The 22,753-nt window shown below is 73.2% G+C and carries 17 protein-coding genes; 3 read left to right on the top strand and 14 right to left on the bottom strand.

The genetic code is table 11. The features are described 5' to 3' along the window. The first annotated feature begins 50 nt into the window (after positions 1-50). A complete protein-coding gene (locus ACSHWO_RS08515; protein WP_438310890.1) occupies positions 51-1,199 on the top strand; it encodes a hypothetical protein in 1,149 nt (382 codons plus the stop codon). 97 nt (positions 1,200-1,296) lie between these two features. Here the strand turns inward: ACSHWO_RS08515 and ACSHWO_RS08510 are convergent, their stop codons facing one another. The 12 genes from ACSHWO_RS08510 to ACSHWO_RS08455 form a co-directional block, all read right to left on the bottom strand. Beyond that, entirely contained in the window at positions 1,297-2,898 is a 1,602-nt protein-coding gene (locus ACSHWO_RS08510) for a glycosyltransferase family 2 protein (RefSeq protein ID WP_438310887.1), read from the bottom strand. Further along, positions 2,895-3,749 carry an Ig-like domain-containing protein gene (locus ACSHWO_RS08505; protein ID WP_361089560.1) on the bottom strand — a complete coding sequence of 285 codons (855 nt, stop codon included), beginning with the start codon at positions 3,747-3,749 and terminating at the stop codon, positions 2,895-2,897. The genes ACSHWO_RS08510 and ACSHWO_RS08505 overlap by 4 nt, the downstream gene beginning before the upstream one ends. Positions 3,750-3,760: 11 nt before the next feature. After that, positions 3,761-4,567, bottom strand: coding sequence for a rhamnogalacturonan acetylesterase (locus tag ACSHWO_RS08500; RefSeq protein ID WP_361089562.1), 807 nt, complete (start codon positions 4,565-4,567; stop codon positions 3,761-3,763). A 2-nt stretch (positions 4,568-4,569) separates the two neighbouring features. Continuing rightward, the gene (locus tag ACSHWO_RS08495) at positions 4,570-6,075 is read right to left on the bottom strand and encodes a bifunctional cytidylyltransferase/SDR family oxidoreductase (protein ID WP_361089563.1); all 1,506 of its coding nucleotides are present in this window, start codon (positions 6,073-6,075) and stop codon (positions 4,570-4,572) included. 130 nt (positions 6,076-6,205) lie between these two features. Then, positions 6,206-8,206 carry a hypothetical protein gene (locus tag ACSHWO_RS08490; protein WP_438310883.1) on the bottom strand — a complete coding sequence of 667 codons (2,001 nt, stop codon included), beginning with the start codon at positions 8,204-8,206 and terminating at the stop codon, positions 6,206-6,208. Between the two features lie 158 nt (positions 8,207-8,364). Continuing rightward, entirely contained in the window at positions 8,365-9,423 is a 1,059-nt protein-coding gene (locus tag ACSHWO_RS08485; protein ID WP_438310881.1) for a phage baseplate protein, read from the bottom strand. Positions 9,424-9,547: 124 nt separating this feature from the next. Beyond that, entirely contained in the window at positions 9,548-11,686 is a 2,139-nt protein-coding gene (locus ACSHWO_RS08480) for a 3-hydroxyacyl-CoA dehydrogenase NAD-binding domain-containing protein (protein ID WP_385805370.1), read from the bottom strand. Further along, entirely contained in the window at positions 11,683-12,909 is a 1,227-nt protein-coding gene (locus ACSHWO_RS08475) for a thiolase family protein (RefSeq protein ID WP_361089571.1), read from the bottom strand. The genes ACSHWO_RS08480 and ACSHWO_RS08475 overlap by 4 nt, the downstream gene beginning before the upstream one ends. Positions 12,910-13,046: 137 nt before the next feature. Beyond that, positions 13,047-13,847, bottom strand: coding sequence for a hypothetical protein (locus tag ACSHWO_RS08470; protein ID WP_438310878.1), 801 nt, complete (start codon positions 13,845-13,847; stop codon positions 13,047-13,049). 162 nt (positions 13,848-14,009) lie between these two features. Next, the gene (locus ACSHWO_RS08465; RefSeq protein ID WP_361089575.1) at positions 14,010-15,281 is read right to left on the bottom strand and encodes a ribonuclease D; all 1,272 of its coding nucleotides are present in this window, start codon (positions 15,279-15,281) and stop codon (positions 14,010-14,012) included. Between the two features lie 282 nt (positions 15,282-15,563). Then, positions 15,564-16,226, bottom strand: coding sequence for a response regulator transcription factor (locus ACSHWO_RS08460; protein ID WP_179175361.1), 663 nt, complete (start codon positions 16,224-16,226; stop codon positions 15,564-15,566). A 317-nt stretch (positions 16,227-16,543) separates the two neighbouring features. Continuing rightward, a complete protein-coding gene (locus tag ACSHWO_RS08455; protein WP_438310875.1) occupies positions 16,544-17,200 on the bottom strand; it encodes a DUF3000 domain-containing protein in 657 nt (218 codons plus the stop codon). A gap of 91 nt (positions 17,201-17,291) precedes the next feature. Here ACSHWO_RS08455 and hemE point away from each other — a divergent pair, with 91 nt between their 5' ends. Further along, positions 17,292-18,356, top strand: coding sequence for a uroporphyrinogen decarboxylase (gene hemE / locus ACSHWO_RS08450; protein WP_361089580.1), 1,065 nt, complete (start codon positions 17,292-17,294; stop codon positions 18,354-18,356). A 262-nt stretch (positions 18,357-18,618) separates the two neighbouring features. Here hemE and ACSHWO_RS08445 read toward each other — a convergent pair whose 3' ends face one another. After that, positions 18,619-20,001, bottom strand: a complete 1,383-nt coding sequence (locus ACSHWO_RS08445; RefSeq protein ID WP_438310872.1) for an FAD-dependent oxidoreductase — start codon at positions 19,999-20,001, stop codon at positions 18,619-18,621. A 58-nt stretch (positions 20,002-20,059) separates the two neighbouring features. Then, positions 20,060-21,148: a DUF4349 domain-containing protein gene (locus ACSHWO_RS08440; protein ID WP_438310870.1), complete on the bottom strand. Its 1,089-nt coding sequence runs from the start codon at positions 21,146-21,148 to the stop codon at positions 20,060-20,062. A 149-nt stretch (positions 21,149-21,297) separates the two neighbouring features. On the opposite strand from ACSHWO_RS08440, the gene hemG reads away from it, so the two are divergent. Continuing rightward, the gene (hemG, locus tag ACSHWO_RS08435) at positions 21,298-22,749 is read left to right on the top strand and encodes a protoporphyrinogen oxidase (RefSeq protein WP_438310868.1); all 1,452 of its coding nucleotides are present in this window, start codon (positions 21,298-21,300) and stop codon (positions 22,747-22,749) included. The last annotated feature ends 4 nt before the right edge of the window (positions 22,750-22,753 follow it).

Raw genomic sequence — 22,753 nt, 5'->3', positions numbered from 1 at the left:
AGCTCTGTCCCTCGGGTGTGAACATATCGGGCAGAAGGGTGGAATGCGGCGTGTTCCGCGGCAAAGACGGTAGCCGAGCCGCCTCTTCGGCTCGCGGGGCGCAGGACACCCGTACCGGCGGACCGGGTGCACACCCGTCCACCCCGCCGGCCGGACCCTGGCTCTTCAAGGGCGGCGACGGCCGTCTGACGGCCTACGCCTGCACCCCGGGCGGCCTGCTGCGCTGGACGGAGGCGGCCGCCCCCTTCACCGGCTGGACCGGGCCCGACGCCTTCGAGGTCCCGGGCTGGCTGGGAGCCGCCGCCATGGCCCGGACCAGCGAGGGGTACGTCCACTTCGCCGCCCTGCGGGCCGCCGAGGACGGCTCGGGTCTGCCCGAGGTCATCGTCTCCACCCAGTTCCAGTCCGGCCGCGGCATGATCGACTGGCACAGCCTCGGCACCCCGGTCCTGCGCGGTGGCCCGGAGGGCGACCGGCTGACCGGCCCGCCGCGCATCGCCGTCAACCAGCGCTCCGGCTCCACCCACGTCATCGTCTCCCTGCGCCACTCGGGCATCCTGCGGCGCAGCCGCAACGCCGAGGGTGCGTGGGGCTCCTGGAAGCAGGTGTCCGCGCAGCCCTATCCGGGCGACGTGGTGCCGCTCATGCCGACCGGCGGAGTGCTGGAGGTGCTCGCCGTCGGCCCGTCCGGGCCCGACCGCTGGACCGGCGTCGGCCAGGGCCGTTTCGGCCTCGCCGACCGCATCCCGACGCCCGTCGTCCCCGGCACCCCGGTCGCCCAGGAGACGGGCGCGCGCCGGGCCACGTACTTCTGGCGCTATCCGGGCGACGGCTCGCTGGTCGCCTGGCGGGCCGCCCGCCAAGGCGTCCAGGGCGGTCTGATGGGTCTCGGCGGCGCGGGCGGCAGCGGCGCGCCCGGCGTCGTCCGGGCCGTCCTCGGCGGCTACGACTGCACCGTGCTCGCGCAGATCGGGGCCGAGGGCGACGTCGAGGTCACCGCGTACGTCACCGAGAACGAGGGCTACGGAACCTGGTGGGCGTCCATCGGCGGCCACGGCGCGTACGCCCCGCAGGTGGACGTGGACGCGGCCGGCCGGGTCGTGGTCGCCGCGTTCGACGAGAGCGGCGCGCCCATGTGCGCCCGGCAGGACACGGGCGTCCAGGGGCTGGCGTTCGGCCCCTGGGAGTTCCTCGCCTGACCCGGACGGCCCGAGGGCGGGACGGCGGGACGGCGGGACGTCAGGACGGCAGGACGGCCGGGTGGTCGCGGCCGTCCCGCCGGGTGGTGGCGCGGGCTCAGGCCCGGCCCGGCAGCGGGGCCCGCTGCACGACCTCCAGGGTCAGGCCGCCGTCCTCCGCGTAGTACGGGGTCGCCGCCAGCTCCAGCCCCTGCGTGCCCGGCGCGTCCGAGATCCGCACCGGCATCCGGGCCGTGGTGTCGAGGTCGGCCGCCCGGCGCGTGCCGAGGCGCACCTCCTGGGTCACGCCCTCGAAGCTGACCGACAGGTACAGGTCCCAGGTGCCCGGCGGCAGCGGCCAGCCGCTGGAGGTCTGCGCCAGGTTGACCCGCGCCGAGAACCGGCCCATCGCCCGGGGCTTGCCCTTGGCGTTGACCAGGGTGTCGTCCCGGCGGGCCGTCACCGCGTGGGTCTCCTGGGCGCCGCTGGTCCGCTCCCGCAGCACCACCCGGGTCGCGCGCTCCTTCGTCGACAGCTGTTCGAAGAAGGCGTACCCGTCCAGCAGCAGCATCGGGCCGTCCCAGCGGGCCTTCTGCAACTGGTGGGAGACCGTCATGTCACCGGTGATGTCGAAGAGCTCGTCGGGCAGCCCGACCTGCGGGTCCCGGAAGAACGGCAGGGTGGTGAACACCCGCCCGTTCTCCACCGTCTTGCGGACGACCGGCCGGTCCTTGTCCGCCTCGAAGGCGGCGATCTGCTGCGCCTCCGCGAACCGTCCCTGCGCCAGCAGCGCGAACCGTACGGCGACCATGCGCGGCAGCAGTGCCAGCGCCCCCGGGGCTGCCTGGGCGCGCAGCACCTCCGCCGCGGCCCACAGCGTCTGGTCCCGCTCCGCCGGGTCGGCGGTCGACAGCAGCGCCTGCGCGGTGGCCCGGCCCAGCTCCACCTCCAGGTGCCGGGCCTGGAGCCGGTCCCGGCGCGGCCCCTCCGGCAGCTGGGAGGCGACCAGGGCCAGCATCCGGGAGGCCAGCGCGACCTGGTCGGGCAGGGTCGCCCGCTGGGCGGGCGCGGGACCCTTGACCACGCAGGTCGCGTCGCCGACGACGGAGACGTTGTCCGCGCCCATGAACGCGCCCGCGGTGAACACCTGCTCGTCGCCGATCGGCATGTCGGTGGGGAAGACCAGGCCGCGCCGCTGCAGCAGGCTGGTGCGGAACAGCTTGTCCGGGGTCAGCGACCAGTACACGCGCGAGCTGTAGGCGTCGGTGTGGGCCTGGTTCTTGCGGAACATCGCCGTCGGGACCGTGTGCCGGCCCGAGCTCTCCAGCTTGCCGAGCACCACGTCGGCCTCGTTGGCGTCGGCCGCGGCCACCATCCGCTGCAGCGCGTCCGGTACCAGCCGGTCCGTGGCCTCCAGGAAGATGACGTACCGCCCGCGCACCTGGCTCAGCGCCCAGTTGCGGGCCGCGGCCGGGCTCAGCCCGTGCGAGACCTGGCCGATGCGGACGAACGAGGGGTACTGGTGCGCAGCCCGGGCCAGGACGGAGCCGCTCTCGTCCGTCGAGCCGTCGTCGACGCCGATGATCTCCAGTCGGTCCGTGCCGATGGTCTGGTCGAGGAGAGAGGCCAGGCAGGCTTCGAGCGCCCGGGCCTGGTTGCTGGCCCGGACCGCGACGGACACGTCCTTGATGTCGGCGGGGAGCGCGACGGCGGTGTTCATGCTGCGGGGTTCCTCGGGCTGTCGGACGGGAACGGGGACGCGGACGCGGGGTGGTCGGCGCGGTCGGGGCGGGGCCAGGGCATCTCACCGGTCAGCTCCGGCCACTGCCAGGGCCGGAAGGCGACGTCGGTGGTCTGCGCGGGGAAGGCGCCCGGGGCGAACTCCAGGGATCCCACGAAGACGTTCACGTGGGAGGTCAGCTGCTCCCCGGAAGGGGTGCCCACCGTGTACGTGAACCGGTCGTACCCGGTGAAGCCGGGCGCCGGTTCGTACGTCACCCAGCCGTCGTACGACAGCTGCGCGTCGCCGTGGCGCGGCGCGGTCACCGCCACCGCGGTGCTGCCCGCCGGGCACGCGGACAGCACGTTCACCGAACCGGTGCGGCCCGGCTCGGCGGTGAGGCGCAGGCCGCGGGCGGTGGCCCGGCGGACCGGCAGCGCCTCGGCGTCCAGTCTGGCGGTCCGGATGAGCTTGCGGCCGCTCGCGTCGGGGACGGCCACCAGCATCTGCGGCCGGATCCGCGGCGCCGTGGCCGTGTCGCGGACGCGCAGGTGCAGGATGCCGGTGCCGGTCTCGCCGGAGTCGGCGCGGACACGGAACCAGCCCTGCCGCGGGAAGTACTCCACGCCCTGCATGCCGACGATGTCGGCGGACTCGGTCAGCGGGGCCTGGAGCAGGTAGCCGCAGCCCCGCGGGGCGCCCTGGTCGGGGGCCACGGACAGGCCGAGCTGCACCGTCTCGCCGGGCGCGACGCCGCGGCGCGGGTCGACCGACGAGTACAGGGCGGCGTACACGGCGCCCCCGTCGGGGGTCTCGCCGAGGGCCCGGCCCCGGCACAGGAGGTTGTTCACGTACGCACTCCTCAGGCGCCGGGGAACGTGGAGACGCGGGACGTGGTGCGGTGCCGGAAGGTCTCCTCGTCCAGCCAGCCCATCTCGTCGTAGTCGAAGCGCACCCGGTCCAGGTCCCGGCCCCAGTGGGCCGGGATGACGCCCTGCTCCAGCATGCTGCGGGCGATGAACCGGGCGCACTCGATCGCGCCCTCGGCCCGCGTGTGCACGTTGTCCCCGTCCAGGATGTGCTTCTGCAGGGGTTCGCCGCGCCGCAGGTACACGAAGGCCGGCTTGGACGCCTCCGGCCCGAGCTCCTCCCACCACAGCAGGCTCTGCCCGTACAGGTCGACGACCGGTACGTGCTCGTCCTCGGCCAGCTGCCGGGCCGCGACCGGGTAGTCGCCGAGGAAGCGGGCGACGTTGCCGTGCCGGTCGATCCGCCGCCGCTCGTACGGCAGCAGGATCACCGGGTGGCCCTGCCGCTCCCGGGTGCCGTGCACGTACGCGGCCATCTGCTCCGTGAAGGTGGAGAACGGCTCGGTGTGCAGGCCCGGGTCCGGCTTGATGTCGTTCTGGCCGAAGCCGAACAGCAGGTAGTCGCCCGGCGCCATGTCCTCCAGGATCCACTGGAGCCGGCCGCGCTCGCGGAAGCTCTTGGAGCTGGCCCGTGCGCGGGCGCAGTTGACCACCTCCACCGCGTCGGTGAGGAACAGCGGCAGCGCCTGCGTCCAGCCCGCCATCGGCAGGAAGCTGTACGGGCGGCTGACCGCGCTGGAACCACCGGCCACGTAGATCCGCGGGCGGCGGCCCTGCTGCGGGACGGATGCGTACGACACGCCTAGACCCCCTGGTCCTCCGACGTCCGGATGAGGACGGACGCGAGCGCTGCCTCGAAGCCGGAGCGCTGCGCCGGGGACGACGTCGGGTCCTGCCGGCGGACGTCGATCACGTGGCCGGTCATCTCGGAGACCAGCACGTCCAGGGAGGTCAGGGCCACCGACTCGGAGGTCAGCAGCGAGTCCTGGGGCTCCCGGCCGAAGGCCTTGGTGCGCATCGGGGTCGCGGTGCGCTCCGGGTTCACGCAGTTGACGCGGATGCCGTCCTCGGCCCACTCGTCGGCGAGGGCTTGGGTCAGGTTGACCATGGCGGCCTTGGTCGAGGAGTACAGGCTGTACTCGGCGCGGCCGCGCGTGTAGCTGCTGGAGGTGAACAGCAGCAGCTGGCCCTCGGTCTCGCTGAGGTACTTGTAGGAGGCGCGGGCGATGTTCACCGGGGCCAGGTAGTTGACCTCGAGCGCCTCGCGGATGGTCTCGTTGTCGGTCTCGGCGAGGCGGCCGACGCGCAGCACGCCGGCGGTGTTGACGACGTAGTCGATCCGGCCGGTCTCGGCGTAGGCCCGGGCGAGGGCCTCCTCGACGTGGTCGAGGTTCTCCACGTGCGTACCGGTGGTGGAGCGGCCGAGCGCGAAGACGCGGGCGCCGAAGCCCTCGGCGATCCGGCTGATGTCGGCACCGATGCCGTACGAGCCGCCGAAGACCACCATCGTCTTGCCGGCCAGCTGCTCGCGGTAGGCGGCCTCGCCGGCCTGGGCGGGCGCGGCGTGGGAGGCGAGCTGGAACAGCTTGTCGGCGATGAAGACGTCGACCGGCTGGGTGACCTTCATGTTGTAGTCGTCGCCGGTGACCACGTGGACGGGGACGTCCGGCAGGTACTTCACGACCACCGAGCAGTCGTCGGTCGCCTGGAAGAAGGGGTCCGCGACCGCCCGCTCGTACGCGGCGCGGATCGTGGAGAGCCGGAAGCCCTGCGGGGTCTGGCCGCGGCGCAGCCGGGAGCGGTCGGGGACCTCGGTGATGAACTCGCCGTCGTCGCCGTGGGTCCGCGTCACGATGACGGTGTCGGAGGACGGGATGGCGACGTCGACGGCCTGGTAGCGCTCCAGGGACTCGACGCACTCGCGCACCACGCGCTGGGAGAGCAGCGGGCGCACCGCGTCGTGGAAGAGGAGGTTGCAGTCCTCGCCCTCGCCGAGCCGCTCCGTGGCCGCCCGGATGGCGGTCAGGGTGGTCTCGCTGCGGGTGGAGCCGCCGCCGAGGACCTCCGTCACCTTGCGCAGGCCGGCCTTCTCGACGATGCGGCGGGCGTCCTCCAGGTACGCGGGCGTCATGAGGAGGAAGACCTCGTCGACGTCGGGCGCGTTCTCGAAGATGTGGAGGGTGTGCTCCAGGATCGACTTTCCGGCGATCTTGAGCAGCTGCTTGGGGATCTCGAGCCCGATGCGCTGGCCGGTGCCCCCTGCGAGTACGACGGCGATGGTGCGGTGGGGGACAGGTCTGGAGGACACGGTCTCCTACTTCCTGAGCTGTGGTGCGGCGTGGCGGTGCGGACGCGGTGGGGGCGCGTGGGTGGGGGTGGTGCGGGGGTGCTGCCGAAGGGGTGGTGCTGCGGGGGTGGGTGCTGCGGGGCGGAGCCGGCTAGACCGGGTACGGCGCCTCCTCCGGCTCCGGGTACTCGATGGGGAAGTCCTGCAGTCCCCGCCGGTAGAGGTCGTTGGCGGCCGCGTTGAAGCGGACGATCGACGGCGGGTACTCCGGGCCGAGCAGGTAGTCCTTGAGCTGCTCGCGGTAGGGCGCCATGACGTCCCGGCCCGGGTTCAGCGTGGCGTCGAGGGCTTCGGCCAGGCCGTTGCAGTCGCCGTCGAGCAGGTACGAGGCGTAGGCGGTGCGCTGCTCGTTGCGGAACTCCTGGTCGGGCAGGCCCTCCAGGTTGAAGATCGCGTACGGCTTGCGGGTCGCCACGAAGTCGGAGACCACGCTCGACATGTCGCCGATCAGCAGGTCGGACTGGTTGAAGCAGTCGTACAGGGCCGGGATCCGCTCGGTCACCACGTGGTGCGCGGCGTCGGGGACGGCGCTCCAGTACAGGGAGCCGGCCTGGTTGCGGTAGCGGCGGATGCGCGCGGTCCGCTCCTCCTCGGTGAGGTCGGGGTACTTGGAGCGGACACCGCGCTCGGAGAGGTCCGCGATGCGCTGGTCGATGCGGGCGAGCTTCTTGGCCGCGGCCTTGGAGTCGGTGAGGTTGCGGCCGAAGCGCCGGGCGTTGTCCTCCTCCAGGAGGGCGATGACGCGGCGGTGCGCGGCAGCGGCCTCGGGGGAGCGGGAGCCGGTGAGGGGGTGCGGCTTGTAGATGATCCGGATCTCGCGCTCGTCGTCGAGCAGCGCCCGGATCAGCTTCTCGCCGGCCGGGATGACGGAGGTGTAGCAGGCGTCGTCGGTCCAGCCCTCCCAGGTGGGGGCGTAGACGACGGTGGGGACAGGGCCCGCGACCTTGCCGGTCCAGGGGCGCAGGGGCGCCAGCTGGGGGCGGCCGACCTCGACGATCTGGTGCGGGGTGACGGCGTGCTTGATGCGCTCGTAGCGGTCGCGGCCGGCCCGGCCGGCCACCCATATCTCGTCGAAGACCTTGCTGACGCGGTTGCTGCTGGCGAGCTTGTCGCTGTCGCCGTGGCCGATGAAGACGTGCTTGACCTCGGCGCGCTGGAGCATGTGCACGTTCTTGCCCGCATTGCCCGGGTAGAGGGCGACACGCAGCTCGTGCATCTCGATACGGGCGAGGTTGTCCGCTTTGGGAACGCAGATGACGGGCACGGGGGTCGCGTCGAGGTGGCGCAGGGTGGCCCGCTCGCGCAGCACGATGACGGGCCGCAGGTCGAGCGCCTCCAGGGCCTCCAGCCACATGTTCACCTGGTACATGAAGTCTTTGGAGATGGCGGCGAAGGTGAAGTACAGCGCGACCTGGGGGCGGTACTGGGCCAGCTGGTGGTTGAGCTCGTCGATGGCCTCGTCGGTGGTGGGCAGCTTGAGCGCGTTGCGCGCGTCGGGCACCAGCACCAGCAGTGAGAAGTAGGCGAGGAAGACCGTGCTGATCATGCCGTACGTGACCCAGCGCCAGTCGTCCGTCGCGATGGTGGCCAGGGATCCGGCGACCAGTGGGATGTCCAGGTGGAGGGTCTTGCGGACGTGCTTGTTCATGAGGAACGGGTGGGGCATGCGGCGGATGCCGAGGGCCTCCAGGTCCAGTCCGCGCGTGGTGAACGGCAGCTCGTTGCGCGCCTTGCGGACGTGCTTGAGCAGGGCGCCGTACGCGAGCTGGAGGATGAACAGCAGCAGCAGGCCGATGGTGGTCATCTGCGCCACGAACGACTCGATGTCGGCCACGGCCCCGCACAGGCCCAGCAGGAGGAACTGCCGGATCAGGAAGCGCATGGTCAGGCCGAAGCGCGAGTCGCGCAGCTTCTCCAGGGTCGGCGACTCGGTGTTGTGGAGCATCAGGTCGGCGACGTAGCTGAGGGCCGCGCAGCCGGCGAAGAGGGGGAGGGAGACGAACGCCACCGCGACCAGCATCCCGAGGAAGCTGAGGATGAGCCCAGAGGTGATCGCAACGCCGAGTGCGGCGCGCAGCCGCTTGGAGCGCATGGAGCGGTTCCTCCCCCGTGGAGGTATAAGAGTCGCGTGAAGTGTCGCAGTAGTATAAGCAGCCTCAAGGACGGCTCTAGAACGCGCCGTGAACCGCAGGCCAATGTTTTCGGGCCCCGTCACGGAAATGTGTGACGACCGTCCCTTTCGGCGGGCAGTCAGCCCGTGAAGCGGTACACCGTCAACTCGCGCCGGTCCTTCTCCTTCACGGAAAATCCGACGCACAAACCCGCCTGTGGACCCACCCGGCGCACCGCCATTCCCTCGGGCTCCCGGTAGGGCAGGTCAGGGGCCACGGTCACCTTGCGGCGGCCCTGCGCCTGGCCCGTGCGCACGTCGATCGCGGACACAAAGGTATTTCCGCCGGACTTCCGCGGATTGCGCCCGTTCTTCCCGGTATAGGGATTCCCGGTCAGCACGTACACGAAGTCCCCGTACAGCGCACAGCCCTGGAACCACTCTTCTTCCCTGACCTGTACACCCGCCTTGATCGTTTGGGTCGGGGTGAAGCGTCCGGCCAGGAAATCCGCCATCCCGTACACCGAGAACCGGTGCACGCCCTCCTCCTCGTGGCTCACCAGCACCCGCTGGCCGGCCAGGTCGAGCGCGGGGCAGACGGCCGTCGCGCCGGGAACCGGCTCGAAATGCCGTACGGAGTCGTCGGAGCCGTCCAGTACCGCACCGTCCTTGAACGGCACGCGGACCACCGTCCGGCCGTAGCCGTTCTCCGGATCGGCCCGGCCCTCCAGCCATATGTACGTACGCTGACCGGTCGGCTCGACGCCGAAGGAGATTCCGTGGCCGAAGCCGCGCAGGTACATGTGCCCGAGGGTGTTCCCCGCACGGTCGAGCCGTGTCAGACACAGGTCGCCGGCCGACTTGCGGTCGTCGTACGCCACGGCCTCCTGCTCGTCGTCGAGCCGGATCCCGTCCTGCACCAGCTGGAGCGTGTAGACCTGCCCGTTCGTGTCGTCGAACGCGAACGACTGCGGGCCCGTCGTGTTGAACAGCGGCGCCGGGGCCAGCAGCTCCGCACCGGTCCGCAGATCGAAGTCGCCCACCCGCGGTGGAGCGCCGGCGTCCTCCCGGTCCCCGTCCTCGTCCCCGGTACGGGGCCGCTGCGCCCAGGTCAGGCCGCCCGTGGCGAGCCCGGCCGCGGCCGCGCCGCCACCGAACAGCAGGGTCCGGCGGCTGAAGGGTCTCGTGCCGTCCGCCATGGACCGTATTCTGCCAGCCCGGACGGCCGGCCCCGGCCCGGCCCCGCAACCGCCGGACGCCCGCCCCCGGGTGGGGGACGGGCGTCCGCAGTGCTCACCCGCCGTCAGGCAGGCGCCGCCGGCGTCAGGCCGGGACGCTCGCCAGGCCCGGGGCGAGGAACTTCTTGCCGTTCACGCGCTCCGAGACGCCCTCGCGGTCCAGGTACGGCGTGATGCCGCCCAGGTGGAAGGGCCAGCCGGCGCCCGTGATGAGGCAGAGGTCGATGTCCTGGGCCTCGGCCACGACACCCTCCTCCAGCATCAGGCCGATCTCCTGCGCGACCGCGTCCAGGACGCGGTCGCGGACCTGCTCCTCGGTGAGGACCGAGTCGCCCTGCACCAGGAGCGCGGCGACCTCGGGGTCGAGCTCCGGCTTGAAGCCGTTCTCCGCGGTGTAGACGTAGAAGCCGCGCTTGCCCGCCTCGACCACGCGCTTGAGGTTCGGGGAGACCGTGAAGCGCTCCGGGAAGGCGCGGTTCAGGGTCTCGGAGACGTGCAGGCCGATCGCCGGGCCGACCAGCTCCAGCAGCACCAGCGGGGACATCGGCAGGCCGAGCGGCTCGATGGCCTTCTCCGCCGTGACGACCGGGGTGCCCTCGTCGATGACGTTCTGGATCTCGCCCATGAAGCGGGTCAGGATGCGGTTCACGACGAACGCCGGGGCGTCCTTGGTGAGGACCGCGGTCTTCTTCAGCTTCTTGGCGACGCCGAAGGCGGTGGCCAGCGAGGCGTCGTCGGTCTTCTCACCGCGGACGATCTCCAGCAGCGGGAGGATCGCGACCGGGTTGAAGAAGTGGAAGCCGACCACGCGCTCCGGGTGCCGCAGCTTGGACGCCATCTCCGACACCGACAGCGAGGAGGTGTTGGTGGCGAGGATCGCGTGCGCCGGGGCGACCGCCTCGACCTCCGCGAACACCTTCTGCTTGACGGACATCTCCTCGAACACGGCCTCGATGATGAAGTCCGCGTCCGCGAAGCCCTCGGCCTTGTCCAGGACACCGGTCACCAGCGCCTTGAGGCGGTTGGCCTTGTCCTGGTTGATGCGGCCCTTGCCGAGCAGCTTCTCGATCTCGGCGTGGACGTAGCCCACACCCTTGTCGACGCGCTCCTGGTCGATGTCGGTGAGGACCACCGGCACCTCCAGGCGGCGCAGGAACAGCAGCGCCAGCTGCGAGGCCATCAGACCCGCGCCCACGACGCCGACCTTGGTGACCGGGCGGGCCAGGGACTTGTCCGGGGCACCGGCCGGGCGCTTGGCGCGCTTCTGCACCAGGTTGAAGGCGTAGATCCCGGAGCGCAGCTCGCCGCCCATGATGAGGTCGGCCAGGGCCTGGTCCTCGGCGTCGAAGCCCTTCTGCAGGTCGCCGTCCTTGGACGCCTCGATGATGTCGAGCGCCCGGTACGCGGCCGGGGCCGCGCCGTGCACCTTGGAGTCGGCGAAGGCCCGGCCCTTGGCGACGGCCTGGTCCCAGGCCTCGCCGCGGTCCACCTCGGGGCGCTCGACCGAGACGTCGCCCTTGAGGACCTTGGCGGTCCACAGCAGGGACTGCTCCAGGAAGTCCGCGCCCTCGAACAGGGCGTCGGCGATGCCCAACTCGAAGACCTGCTTGCCCCGCAGCTGCTTGTTCTGGTTCAGCGAGTTCTCGATGATCACCGAGACCGCCTTCTCCGCGCCGATCAGGTTCGGCAGGATCGTGCAGCCGCCCCAGCCCGGGACCAGGCCCAGGAACACCTCGGGGAGGGAGAACGCCGGCAGCGCCTTGGAGACGGTGCGGTAGGTGCAGTGCAGACCGGCCTCGACGCCGCCGCCCATCGCCGCACCGTTGTAGTACGCGAAGGTCGGAACGGCCAGGCCCGCCAGACGCTTGAAGACGTCGTGGCCGCCCTTGCCGATGGCGAGCGCCTCGTCGTGGGCCTTCAGCAGCTCGACGCCCTTGAGGTCGGCGCCGACCGCGAAGATGAACGGCTTGCCGGTCAGGCCGATGCCGGTGATCGCGCCCTCGGCGGCCTCCTTCTCGACCTGGTCGATGGCGGCGTTCAGGTTCGCCAGCGACTGCGGGCCGAAGGTGGTCGGCTTGGTGTGGTCGAAGCCGTTGTCCAGCGTGATGAGCGCGAAGCGCCCGGCGCCGTACGGCAGGTCGAGGTGGCGGACGTGCGCCTGGGTGACGACCTCGCCCGGGAACAGCTCGGCCGCGCCCTTCAGGAGCTCAGCGGTGGTGCTCACTTGGAGTCTCCCTCGGTGTCGAAGTGCGGGTTCTCCCAGATGACCGTCGCGCCCATGCCGAAGCCGACGCACATGGTGGTCAGGCCGTAGCGGACGTGCGGCTGCTCCTCGAACTGGCGGGCCAGCTGCGTCATCAGGCGGACACCGGAGGACGCCAGCGGGTGGCCGAACGCGATGGCGCCGCCGTACTGGTTGACGCGGGCGTCGTCGTCGGCGATGCCGTAGTGCTCCAGGAAGGCGAGGACCTGGACCGCGAAGGCCTCGTTGACCTCGAAGAGGCCGATGTCCTCGATGGACAGGCCGGCCTGGGCCAGGGCCTTCTCGGTGGCCGGGATCGGGCCGTAGCCCATGACCTCCGGCTCCACGCCCGCGAAGGCGTAGGAGACGAGGCGCATCTTGACCGGGAGGTTGTTCTCGCGGGCGAAGTCCTCGGACGCGATGAGCGCGGCGGTGGCGCCGTCGTTGAGGCCGGCGGCGTTGCCCGCGGTGACCCGGCCGTGGGTACGGAACGGGGTCTTCAGGTTCGCCAGGTTCTCCAGCGTGGTGCCCGGGCGCATCGGCTCGTCGGAGGTGACCAGGCCCCAGCCCGTCTCACCGACCTCCGCGTTGGTGTTGCGCACCGAGATCGGGACCAGGTCCTGCTGGATCTTGCCGTCGGCGTACGCCTTGGCGGCCTTCTCCTGCGAGCGCACGGCGTACTGGTCGGCGCGGAGCTTGGTGATCGTCGGGTACCGGTCGTGCAGGTTCTCGGCGGTCATGCCCATGAACAGGGCGGACTCGTCGACCAGCTTCTCGGAGACGAAGCGCGGGTTCGGGTCGACGCCCTCGCCCATCGGGTGGCGGCCCATGTGCTCGACACCGCCGGCGATGGCGACGTCGTACGCCCCGAAGGCGACCGAGCCGGCGACCGAGGTGACGGCGGTGAGCGCACCGGCGCACATGCGGTCGATGGAGTAGCCCGGGACGGACTGCGGGAGGCCCGCGAGGATGCCGGCCGTGCGGCCGAGGGTGAGGCCCTGGTCGCCGATCTGCGTGGTGGCGGCGATGGCCACCTCGTCGATCTTCTTGGCGTCCAGGTCCGGGTTGCGGCGCAGCAGCTCCCGGATCGCCTTCACGACGAGGTCGTCGGCGCGGGTCTCGTGGTAGATGCCCTTCGGGCCCGCCTTGCCGAACGGGGTGCGGACGCCGTCGACGAAGACGACGTCCCTGACGGTACGAGGCACGTTGGCTCTCCTCCAGGTGCGGGTGTGCACTGCTGCGCGGGGGCATGCTCGGTACACGACCTGAGCGCCCGCTCACCCGGCCCATGCTACTTGTGGGTAACCAATGTGCACACCCCCTCCCCGAACAGCGGTGAAGGTCACACCGCCGCGCGGGCCCCGGCCCGGGCGGGGACCGCCGGAGCCGGGCCGTCCGACATCGTCGCGGCCATCGGCGCCGACGAGCCCACCACGTCCGACAGGAAGGCGCGCCGCGAGACCCCGACCTCCCGCAGGGCGGCCCCGTGATCGGCCGCCACCAGCAGCGCCGCGGCCGCCACCATGGCCCGCCAGCCCGTGGTCGCGGCCCTGCGGGCGGGCCGGGGGAGCCCGGCGAGGCCCTCGTGCAGGCGGCGGCAGTGGAACGGCACGTGCCGTTCCTCGTCGGCCAGGATCCGGGCCGCGACCTCGGAGGTCAGCGGGTCGGCCGAGCCGTCGCGCAGGGCCCGGTAGTACCGCAGGGCGACGACCTCCGCGACCATCAGCACCATCAGCTCGACCCGCAGCCCCAGCAGGCGCCGCACCCGGACGAACGCCGCGTCGCTCCAGTGCCCGTCGAGGGTCCCGGCCCCCGCCGCCGACAGCAGCAGGGCCAGCAGTCGGGCGTGGTTCTGCTCCTCGGCGACGAACAGCCGCGCCGCGGCCGCGTAGACGCGGTCCCCCGCGCTGTCCGCCTTCGAGACCAGGGCCGCGCCGTCACCGTCCTCGCCCACCTGGAACGTCTGGATGCTGCGGACCAGCGCAGGGGACAGCCGCGCGCCGCGCGCCCAGTCCGGGTCGCCGAGGGCGGCCCGGAGCTCCCCCTCGGCCTCGAAATGACGGACCCATGCGTCGTAGGCGCCGATCTCGCCCGTCGCGCCGACCGTGTGATCGTCCCGTGTCTCGTCCTCGTTTTTGATCATGTTCAAGAACCTAGCGAGTCTTGAGCGTGTTCAAAAGAGTCGGAACGTCCTGACTGTGTAACGGAACGTCATGGCCGGCGGCCGGGGAGAGCGGGCGGGACCGGCCGCGCACGCCAAGGAGCCCCCGACCGGGCGGTCGGGGGCTCCTTCGGGTGGTGCGCGTCAGGCGGTGGCGGCCAGGGCGGTGACCAGGGCCGGGGTCACCTGTTCGATCTGCCAGGGGCGGGCGCCGTAGCCGGCCAGGGCCTCGGCCACCGCGTCCTGGTCGAGCCGCCTGGGCGGCTCCCAGCACAGCCGCCGGACGGTGTCCGGGGTGATCAGGTTCTCCTGGGGCAGGACGAGCCGCTCGGCGAGCGCGGACACCGCCGATCGGGCGGCCGACAGGCGGGCGGCGGCGGCCGGGTCCTTGTCGGCCCACGCGCGCGGCGGCGGCGGGCCCGCGGGGCTGGCACCCGGCTGCGGCAGCGCGCTCTCCGGCAGGGCCTTGGCCCGGTCGACGGCGGCCATCCACTGCTCCAGCTGGCGCCGGCCCATGCGCTGCCCGTACCCGGGCAGGGCCGACAGCGCGTGCACGTTCCCCGGCAGGGCGAGCGCGGCCTCGACGATCGCGGCGTCGCTCAGCACCTTGCCCGGCGAGACGTCCCGCCGCTGTGCGATCCGGTCGCGGGATTCCCACAGTTCGCGGACGACGGCCATCTGTCGGCGCCGGCGCACCTTGTGCATGCCGGACGTGCGGCGCCAGGGGTCCTTGCGCGGCGGGGCGGGCGGGGCGGCGGCGATGGCGTCGAACTCCTGCCGGGCCCACTCCAGCTTGCCCTGCCGGTCCAGCTCCTTCTCCAGCGCGTCGCGCAGGTCCACCAGCAGCTCGACGTCGAGCGCGGCGTAGCGCAGCCAGGGCTCGGGGAGCGGGCGGGTCGACCAGTCGACGGCGGAGTGCCCCTTCTCCAGCGCGTAGCCGAGCACGCTCTCGACCATCGCGCCCAGTCCCACCCGGGGGAAGCCGGCGAGCCGGCCGGCGAGCTCGGTGTCGAACAGGGAGGTCGGGACCATGCCTATTTCGCGCAGGCACGGCAGGTCCTGGGTGGCGGCGTGCAGGATCCACTCGGTACCGGACAGGGCCTCGCCCAACGCGGCCAGATCGGGGCAGCCGACGGGGTCGATCAGCGCGGATCCCGCGCCCTCCCGGCGCAGCTGCACCAGGTAGGCGCGCTGGCCGTAGCGGTATCCGGAGGCGCGCTCGGCGTCGACCGCCACGGGGCCGGTGCCCGCGGCGAAGGCCGCGACCACCCGGGCGAGGGCGTCCTCGGCGGCGACCACCGGGGGGATCCCCTCGCGGGGTTCGAGCAAGGGAATCGGCGCCTTGTCGACGTCGTCCGGGGGGCCGCCCCCGGTGGTGGTGCGCAGGTCTGCTGCGGTCTCTTGGGCGTCGGTCACCGCTCAAGGGTATCCGTGGATGAGACGCGCCCGTCGCCGGAACGTTCCGTCGACGGGCGCGGTGGGGGAGTGCGGCGGTTTCCCCCGGGTTCTCCCGGAGGAAACCCCGGTGCCGGCGATTCGTGGGGGGAGCGGTCACCGGAGGGGCGGGCGGGGGCCGAGGGGGAGGGCGTGGGCTGGTGAGCGGCAGGGGAGGGAGAGGGCGGAGAGGGGGAGGGAGAGGGTGGGAAGGGGAAAGGGCAGGGGCGGCAGGGACGGTCGGGGCAGGGGGAGCGGGAGGGGTCAGTGGATGATGCCGGTCCGCAGGGCGACGGCGACCATTCCGGCCCGGTCGCCGGTGCCCAGCTTGCGTGCGATCCGGGCGAGGTGGGACTTGACGGTCAGGGCGGACAGGCCCATCGAGACGCCGATGGCCTTGTTGGACTGGCCCTCGGCGACGAGGCGCAGGACCTCGACCTCGCGGCCGGAGAGCTCGCGGTAGCCGCCCGGGTGGCTCGGGGCACCCGGGGGGCGGCGGTGCATGCGGGCGGCGGCGGCACCGATGGGGGCGGCGCCGGGGCGGGTGGGGAGCCCGATGTTGGTGCGGGTGCCGGTGACGACGTAGCCCTTGACCCCGCCCGCGAGGGCGTTGCGGACGGCGCCGATGTCGTCGGCGGCGGACAGGGCCAGGCCGTTCGGCCAGCCCGCCGCACGGGTCTCGGACAGCAGGGTCAGCCCCGAGCCGTCCGGCAGGTGCACGTCGGCGACGCAGATGTCGCGCGGGCTGCCGATGCGCGGGCGGGCCTCCGCGATGGACGACGCCTCGATGACATCACGTACTCCGAGGGCCCACAGGTGGCGGGTCACGGTGGAGCGGACGCGCGGGTCGGCCACGACGACCATGGCCGTCGGCTTGTTCGGGCGGTAGGCGACCAGGCTTGCGGGCTGCTCGAGAAGAACGGACACCTAGGCCTCCTGGGGGAGTGGCGGGACGGCCGGCTCGGGGAAGAAGCCGGTGCGAACCGTGCGGATGGTCACTGACTCCTCCTTCGGCACGTCACCCGCCCGGCTTTAGGGAATGATCACGATTTGGTGAGTAACAATTCGGGCAATTCGGACGCACGATCGATCATCGGGTGATCAGAAGCCCGCACGCTGCGCCGTGTTCCGGCCCTCCCCGGCAGCATTTCGACCAGCCGTTCCACGGACGGCGGCCGGCCGCCGGAGGGACCCTGCACTGCACCCCCCGGGGTGACCCGGGCCGCCGACGGGACGGCCCACCGCTACGGGTGGTGCGGACCGCGCCGCTGCGGCAGCGAGACCACCCCGGGCCCCGACTCCCCCGGGCCGAGCGGCGGCAGCCCCGCCACCTGGCACAGCAGTTCGCACCACGCCGCCAGATGGCCGGGCGTGTCCGGCACCCCGCCCACGCCCTCGCGCGGCGTCCACGAGGCCCGGATCTCGATCTGCGTGGCCGGCCGCCGCCCCGCCAGCCCGCCGAAGTAGTGCGAGCCGGCCATCGTCACGGTGCCGCTCGCCTCCCCGTACGACAGGCCGCGCGCCTCCAGCGCCCCGGTCAGCCAGGACCAGCACACCTCCGGCAGCAGCGGGTCCGCGGCCATCTCCGGCTCCAGCTCCGCCCGGACCAGCGTCACCAGCCGGAAGGTGCCGCGCCAGGCCTCGTGCCCGGCCGGGTCGTGCAGCAGGATCAGCCGGCCGTCGGCCAGGTCGTCCTCGCCCTCGACGACCGCGGCCTCCAGGGCGTGGGCGTACGGGGCCAGCCTCTGCGGCGGTCTCGCGGGGTCGATCTCGATCCCCGGCCGCAGCCGCGCCTTCCCCAGCCCCTCGACCGCCCGCCGGAACGGGAGCGGGACGGAGCTCTCCTTCCCGCTGTCCATACCATCGGCGCCATCTGAAAATCGTCCCTGAGCCGCAGCCATGCCCGGAAGACTAGGCGGAACGAGGGCCCGCGCGGCGCAGGGACACCCGCGCCGGGTGGGCCTCTTCGCCGTACGTGCGAAGATTTGCGGCGTGAGCGCCAACGACCGCCCGACGGGCCAGCCGAGTCAGACGTACGATTCCGCCTTCCTGAAGGCGTGCCGCCGGGAGCCGGTACCCCACACCCCGGTGTGGTTCATGCGTCAGGCCGGACGCTCCCTGCCGGAGTACCGCAAGGTGCGCGAGGGCACCGCGATGCTCGAGTCGTGCATGCGCCCCGACCTGGTCACCGAGATCACCTTGCAGCCGGTGCGCCGCCACAAGGTCGACGCGGCGATCTTCTTCTCCGACATCGTCGTGCCCCTCAAGGCCATCGGCGTCGACCTGGACATCAAGCCGGGCATCGGCCCGGTCGTCGCCCAGCCGATCCGGCGCCGCGAGGACCTCGCGCAGCTGCGCGACCTCACCCCGGACGACGTCTCGTACGTCACCGAGGCGATCGGCATGCTCACGGGTGAACTGGGCTCCACGCCGTTGATCGGTTTCGCCGGCGCGCCCTTCACCCTCGCGAGCTACCTCGTCGAGGGCGGCCCGTCCCGCAACCACGAGCACACCAAGGCCCTCATGTACGGGGACCCGCAGCTGTGGGCGGACCTCCTCGACCGCCTGGCCGAGATCACCTCCGCCTTCCTGAAGGTCCAGATCGAGGCCGGCGCCTCGGCGGTCCAGCTCTTCGACTCCTGGGTCGGCGCCCTCGCCCCGGCGGACTACCGCCGCTCGGTGATGCCCGCCTCGGCGAAGGTCTTCGACTCCGTCGCCTCCTACGGGATCCCGCGGATCCACTTCGGCGTGGGCACCGGCGAGCTGCTCGGCCTGATGGGCGAGGCCGGCGCGGACGTCGTCGGCGTCGACTGGCGCATCCCGCTGGACGAGGCGGCCCGCCGCGTCGGGCCGGGCAAGGCGCTGCAGGGCAACCTCGACCCCGCCGTGCTGTTCTCCACCACCGAGGCCGTCGAGGCCAAGACGGACGAGGTCCTGGCGGCCGCCGCCGGGCTGGAGGGCCATGTCTTCAACCTGGGTCACGGCGTCCTGCCGACCACCGACCCGGAGGCCCTGACCCGCCTGGTGGACTACGTCCACACGAAGACCCAGCGCTAACCGGCGCGAGCCCCAGCGCCAGTCGGCGCCGCGGGCTGCGCCGCTGCTGCCGCTGCGCGGAGCCGTTGCCCCACCCCGCCCCGTCCCGAACCTTGACCCCCGCGCCGCACACGCCGGCGGGGCCGGAATCGCCGCGCAGCGGCACGATCCGGCCGGCGCGGCGTGTGAGCCCACCGGGCGCGCAGCCCCGGAGGGGGTCCGGGGCGGAGCGGCGGCGGTAGCTGCGGTCGAGGGGCCGGAGCCGCAACCCCGGAGCGGGGGCCTACACCCCCGCGGCGCGCACGGCGGAGACGGCCTTGCGCGCGGCCACCAGGACGGGGTCCCAGACCGGGGAGAACGGCGGGGCGTAGCCCAGGTCCAGGGCGACGACCTGCTCCACCGTCATGCCAGCGGTGAGGGCGACCGCCGCGACGTCCACCCGCTTCGCGGATCCCGCACCGCCCACGATCTGCACCCCCAGGAGCCGACCCGTACGCCGCTCGGCCAGCATCTTGACCGTCATGTCGGCGGACGTCGGGTAGTAGCCCGCGGTGGTCGTGGAGCTGATGGTCGCCGTCACGAAGCGCAGGCCGGCTTCGAGCGCGTCCCGCTCCCGCAGCCCCGTCCGGGCGATCTCCAGGTCGCAGACCTTGCTCACCGCCGTGCCGACCACCCCCGGGAACGTGGCGTAGCCGCCGCCGACGCCGGAGCCGATCACCTGGCCGTGCTTGTTGGCGTGGGTGCCCAGCGGGATGTGCCGGTGGCGGCCGGCCACCAGGTCCAGCACCTCCACGCAGTCGCCGCCGGCCCAGACGTCGCCGTGGCCGCGGACCCGCATCGACAGGTCCGTCAGCAGACCGCCCGAGGTGCCGAGCGGCAGTCCGGCCGCCCGGGCGAGGGCGGTGCGCGGTTCGACGCCGATGCCGAGGACCACCACGTCCGCCGGGTACTCGTCGCCGGCCGCGGTGGCCACCGCGCGGGCCCGGCCCTCCTCGTCGGTGAGGACCTTCACGACCTCGGCGCCGGCGACCGTGGTGATGCCCATGCGGTTCATGGCGCCGTGCACGAGGCCGCCCATGTCCGGGTCGAGGGTGGCCATGGGCTGGGCGCCGCGGTGCAGGACGGTGACCTCGTAGCCCCGGTTGACCAGGGCTTCCGCCATTTCGACGCCGATGTAGCCCGCGCCGACGACCACGGCCCGGCGGCCCGGCGTGCGCTCCAGGGTGTCCAGCAGCCGCTGGCCGTCGTCCAGGGTCTGCACGCCGTGCACGCCGTGCGACCCGATCCCGGGCAGCCGGGGTCGGACCGGCCGGGCGCCGGTGGCCAGGACCAGCTTGTCGTAGCCCGTCCAGGACTCCTCCCCGGAATCGAGGCCGCGGGCCCGGACCCGGCTGCCGGCCAGGTCGAGTTCGACGACCTCGGTCCGGGTGCGCAGGTCGATGTGCCGGGCCCGGTGCTCCTCGGGGGTCCGGGCGATCAGGTCGTCGCGTTCGGCGACCTGGCCGCCGATCCAGTACGGGATCCCGCACGCGGAGTACGAGGTGAAGTGCCCCCGCTCGAAGGCGATGATCTCCAGCTCCGCCGGGCCCTTCAGCCGCCGGGCCTGTGACGCGGCGGACATCCCCGCCGCGTCGCCGCCGATCACCACCAGTCGTTCCGCTGCCATCGTCCGCACCGTCCCTCCACAGCCGTTCCTGGGGAACACGCTACGGGCGTACGGGTGTTCAGTCCGCCATGCGCGGCGATTCCGTCGGGTCCGGGGCCGCGTCCGGGTTCGCGTCCGGGGCCGGGGCCGGCGGGCGGGGTTGCGTCGGGACCGGGCGGGCGGTCGGCGCGAACCCCGTCTTCGGGGCCGGCGGGCGCAGTCGCCGGTACAGCCGGAACGCCAGCGCGCCCAGCGCGGCCGTCACCGCGAACGGCAGCACCACGGCCACCACCAGCACCACGTACCGCAGGACGGTCGTGAAGGCCTTCCAGCCGCCCGCCAGGGCGCCCGTGACGGAAGGCGGCGCGTCCTCCTTCTCCTGCGCCGGCTTGTCCGCCGGCTCGGCGACCTCCACCGTGATCGTGCCCATCGAGGTCTGGTCCCGCAGTGCGTTCTGCTGGGCGAGCAGCGCCTCCAGGTCCGACTGGCGCCTGGAGAGCTCGCCCTCCAGCATCACCACGTCGCCGAGTGCGGTGGCCTTCTCCATCATCTCCCGCACCCGTGCCACGCTCGCCTGCTGCGACTTGACCCGGCTGTCGACGTCCGCGACCTTCTCGGTCACGTCCTGCGCCTCCACCTTCCGGTGGAGCAGCTTGCCGCTGCCCTCCAACGCGCCGAGCACCGCGTCGAACCGGTCCGCGGGCACCCGCAGGGTCAGCGTGGACTTGATCCGTCCGTTCTCGCCGCGCTGGGTGGACTCGTTGCCCACGTACCCGCCCGCGCCTTCCGCCGCCGTACGGGCCGCCGCCAGCACCTTCGCCGCGTCCTGCGTCTCGATGCCGACGTTCGCGGTCCGGATGACCTGCGGGCGGACCGCGGCCGGTGCCTTCTGGCTCCCGGCCGCGCCTTCCGCCGGTGCCGGGGCGGCCGCGCCCGCGCCCGCCTTGCCCCGGGATGCCGGGCCCTGCGGGGCCACCGCCGCCTTGTCCGCCGAGGCCGTGCCGGGGCCGTCGGCGCCGCATCCGGTGAGTGTGAGTGCGAGTGCGCAGGTCAGGCCGAGGCCGGCCAGCGCAGCCGTGGCGCGCCCGGTGCGTGAACGGCCGCCGGCGCGCGGGCCGTCGGGGCGGGCCGGGCCGTCCGGGCCGGCCGGGTGGTTCCGAGTCTGCACTGCTGTCCCCCCAAGGGTTGCTGCCGCTGTGCGGTTTCGACGCCCACCGTCGCCCCACGGGTTTCGCTCCCGCGGTCCCGGGACGGTCCCGATGCGGTCACGGTCCGGCCTCGGTGATCGCCCGTTGATCGGTCTGAGACGATGTGTCCATGCACGAAGCGGACATGCGTACGGACCCGACGGCCCCCGGGGCCCGCCACGCCGTCGTCATCGGCGGCGGCATCGCCGGCCTCGCCGCGGCACACCGGCTGCTCGGCGCGGGCGTCGGCGTCACCCTGCTGGAAGCCGGGCCGCGCCTCGGCGGCAAGCTGTACGCCGGCGAGCTCGCCGGCGCCCCCGTCGACCTCGGCGCCGAGTCCGTCCTGGCCCGCCGCCCCGAGGCCCTGGAACTGGCCCGGGCCGTCGGCCTCGGCGGGGCGCTGCAGCCGCCGGCCACCACCACCGCCCACCTGTGGACCCGTGGCGCGCTGCGGCCCATGCCGCGCGGTCACGTCATGGGCGTCCCCGGCGACCTTGCGCCGCTGGCCGCGTCCGGGGTGCTGTCCGCGGAGGGCCTGGCCCGGATCGAGGCCGAACGCGACCTGCCGCCCGCCGAGATCGGCGACGACGTCGCCGTCGGCGCGTACGTGGCGGCCCGCCTCGGCCGGGAGGTCGTCGACCGGCTCGTCGAGCCCCTCCTCGGCGGGGTCTACGCCGGTGACGCCTACCGCCTCTCGATGCGCGCCGCCGTGCCCCAGCTCTTCGAGGCCGCCCGGGCGCACGCCTCGCTCGCCGAGGCCGTACGGGACGTCCAGCGCCGGGCCGCGGAGCAGCCGCTGCAGACCGGTCCCGTCTTCTCCGGCATCGCAGGCGGCATCGGGCGGCTCCCGCAGGCCGTGGCCGACGCCTGCCGGGCCGCCGGCGCCCGGATCAGCACCGACACCCCCGTGCGCGGGCTCCGCCGGACCCCCGGGGGCTGGCAGGTCGTCACCGACACCGGCACCGTGGCCGCCGACGCCGTCGTGCTGGCCGTCCCGGCGGAGCCGGCCGCCCGGCTGCTGGACGGGCTCGCCCCGGCCGCGGCCGCCGAGCTGCGCACCGTCGAGTACGCGTCGATGGCGCTGGTCACCCTGGCGTTCCGGCGCTCCGACCTGCCCGCCGCGGTCAGCGACGGCCGGGCCAGCGGGTTCCTCGTCCCGCCGGTCGACGGGCGGACCATCAAGGCGTCCACCTTCTCCAGCAGCAAGTGGTCCTGGGCCGGCGCCGACCCCGACCTCTTCCTGCTGCGCACCTCCGTCGGCCGCTACGGCGACGAGGCCGACCTGGGCCGCGAGGACTCCGAGCTGGTCGACGTCTCGCTGCGGGACCTCGGCGGGGCGGTCGGCCTCGCCGCCCGCCCGGTGGCCTCCGCGGTCACCCGCTGGGACGGCGGCCTCCCGCAGTACCCGGTCGGTCACCTCTCCCGGGTGGAGCGGATCCGCGCGGCCGTCGCGGCCCTGCCGGGCCTCGCGGTGTGCGGCGCCCTGTACGACGGCGTCGGCATCCCGGCGTGCATCGCGAGCGCGGGGAAGGCCGCCGACGTGGTGATCGCCACGTTGGGCACCCCTGGCGCCGACCACTGATCAG

It is taken from the genome of Streptomyces pallidus (ex Mingjun et al. 2026), assembly GCF_051550185.1.
In the GTDB taxonomy this organism is placed as follows: Bacteria; Actinomycetota; Actinomycetes; order Streptomycetales; family Streptomycetaceae; genus Streptomyces.
The sequence above is the reverse complement of the archived record's forward strand: the minus strand, read 5'-3'. Positions and strand labels throughout refer to the sequence as shown.

Excerpts from the sequence above, each read along its gene's own strand:
- ACSHWO_RS08445 (WP_438310872.1), bottom strand. The coding sequence starts at position 20,001 with ATGGCAGCGGAACGACTGGTGGTGATCGGCGGCGACGCGGCGGGGATG.
- hemG (WP_438310868.1), top strand. The coding sequence starts at position 21,298 with ATGCACGAAGCGGACATGCGTACGGACCCGACGGCCCCCGGGGCCCGC.
- ACSHWO_RS08510 (WP_438310887.1), bottom strand. The coding sequence starts at position 2,898 with ATGAACACCGCCGTCGCGCTCCCCGCCGACATCAAGGACGTGTCCGTC.
- ACSHWO_RS08490 (WP_438310883.1), bottom strand. The coding sequence starts at position 8,206 with ATGCGCTCCAAGCGGCTGCGCGCCGCACTCGGCGTTGCGATCACCTCT.
- ACSHWO_RS08455 (WP_438310875.1), bottom strand. The coding sequence starts at position 17,200 with ATGGCTGCGGCTCAGGGACGATTTTCAGATGGCGCCGATGGTATGGAC.
- ACSHWO_RS08470 (WP_438310878.1), bottom strand. The coding sequence starts at position 13,847 with ATGATCAAAAACGAGGACGAGACACGGGACGATCACACGGTCGGCGCG.
- ACSHWO_RS08485 (WP_438310881.1), bottom strand. The coding sequence starts at position 9,423 with ATGGCGGACGGCACGAGACCCTTCAGCCGCCGGACCCTGCTGTTCGGT.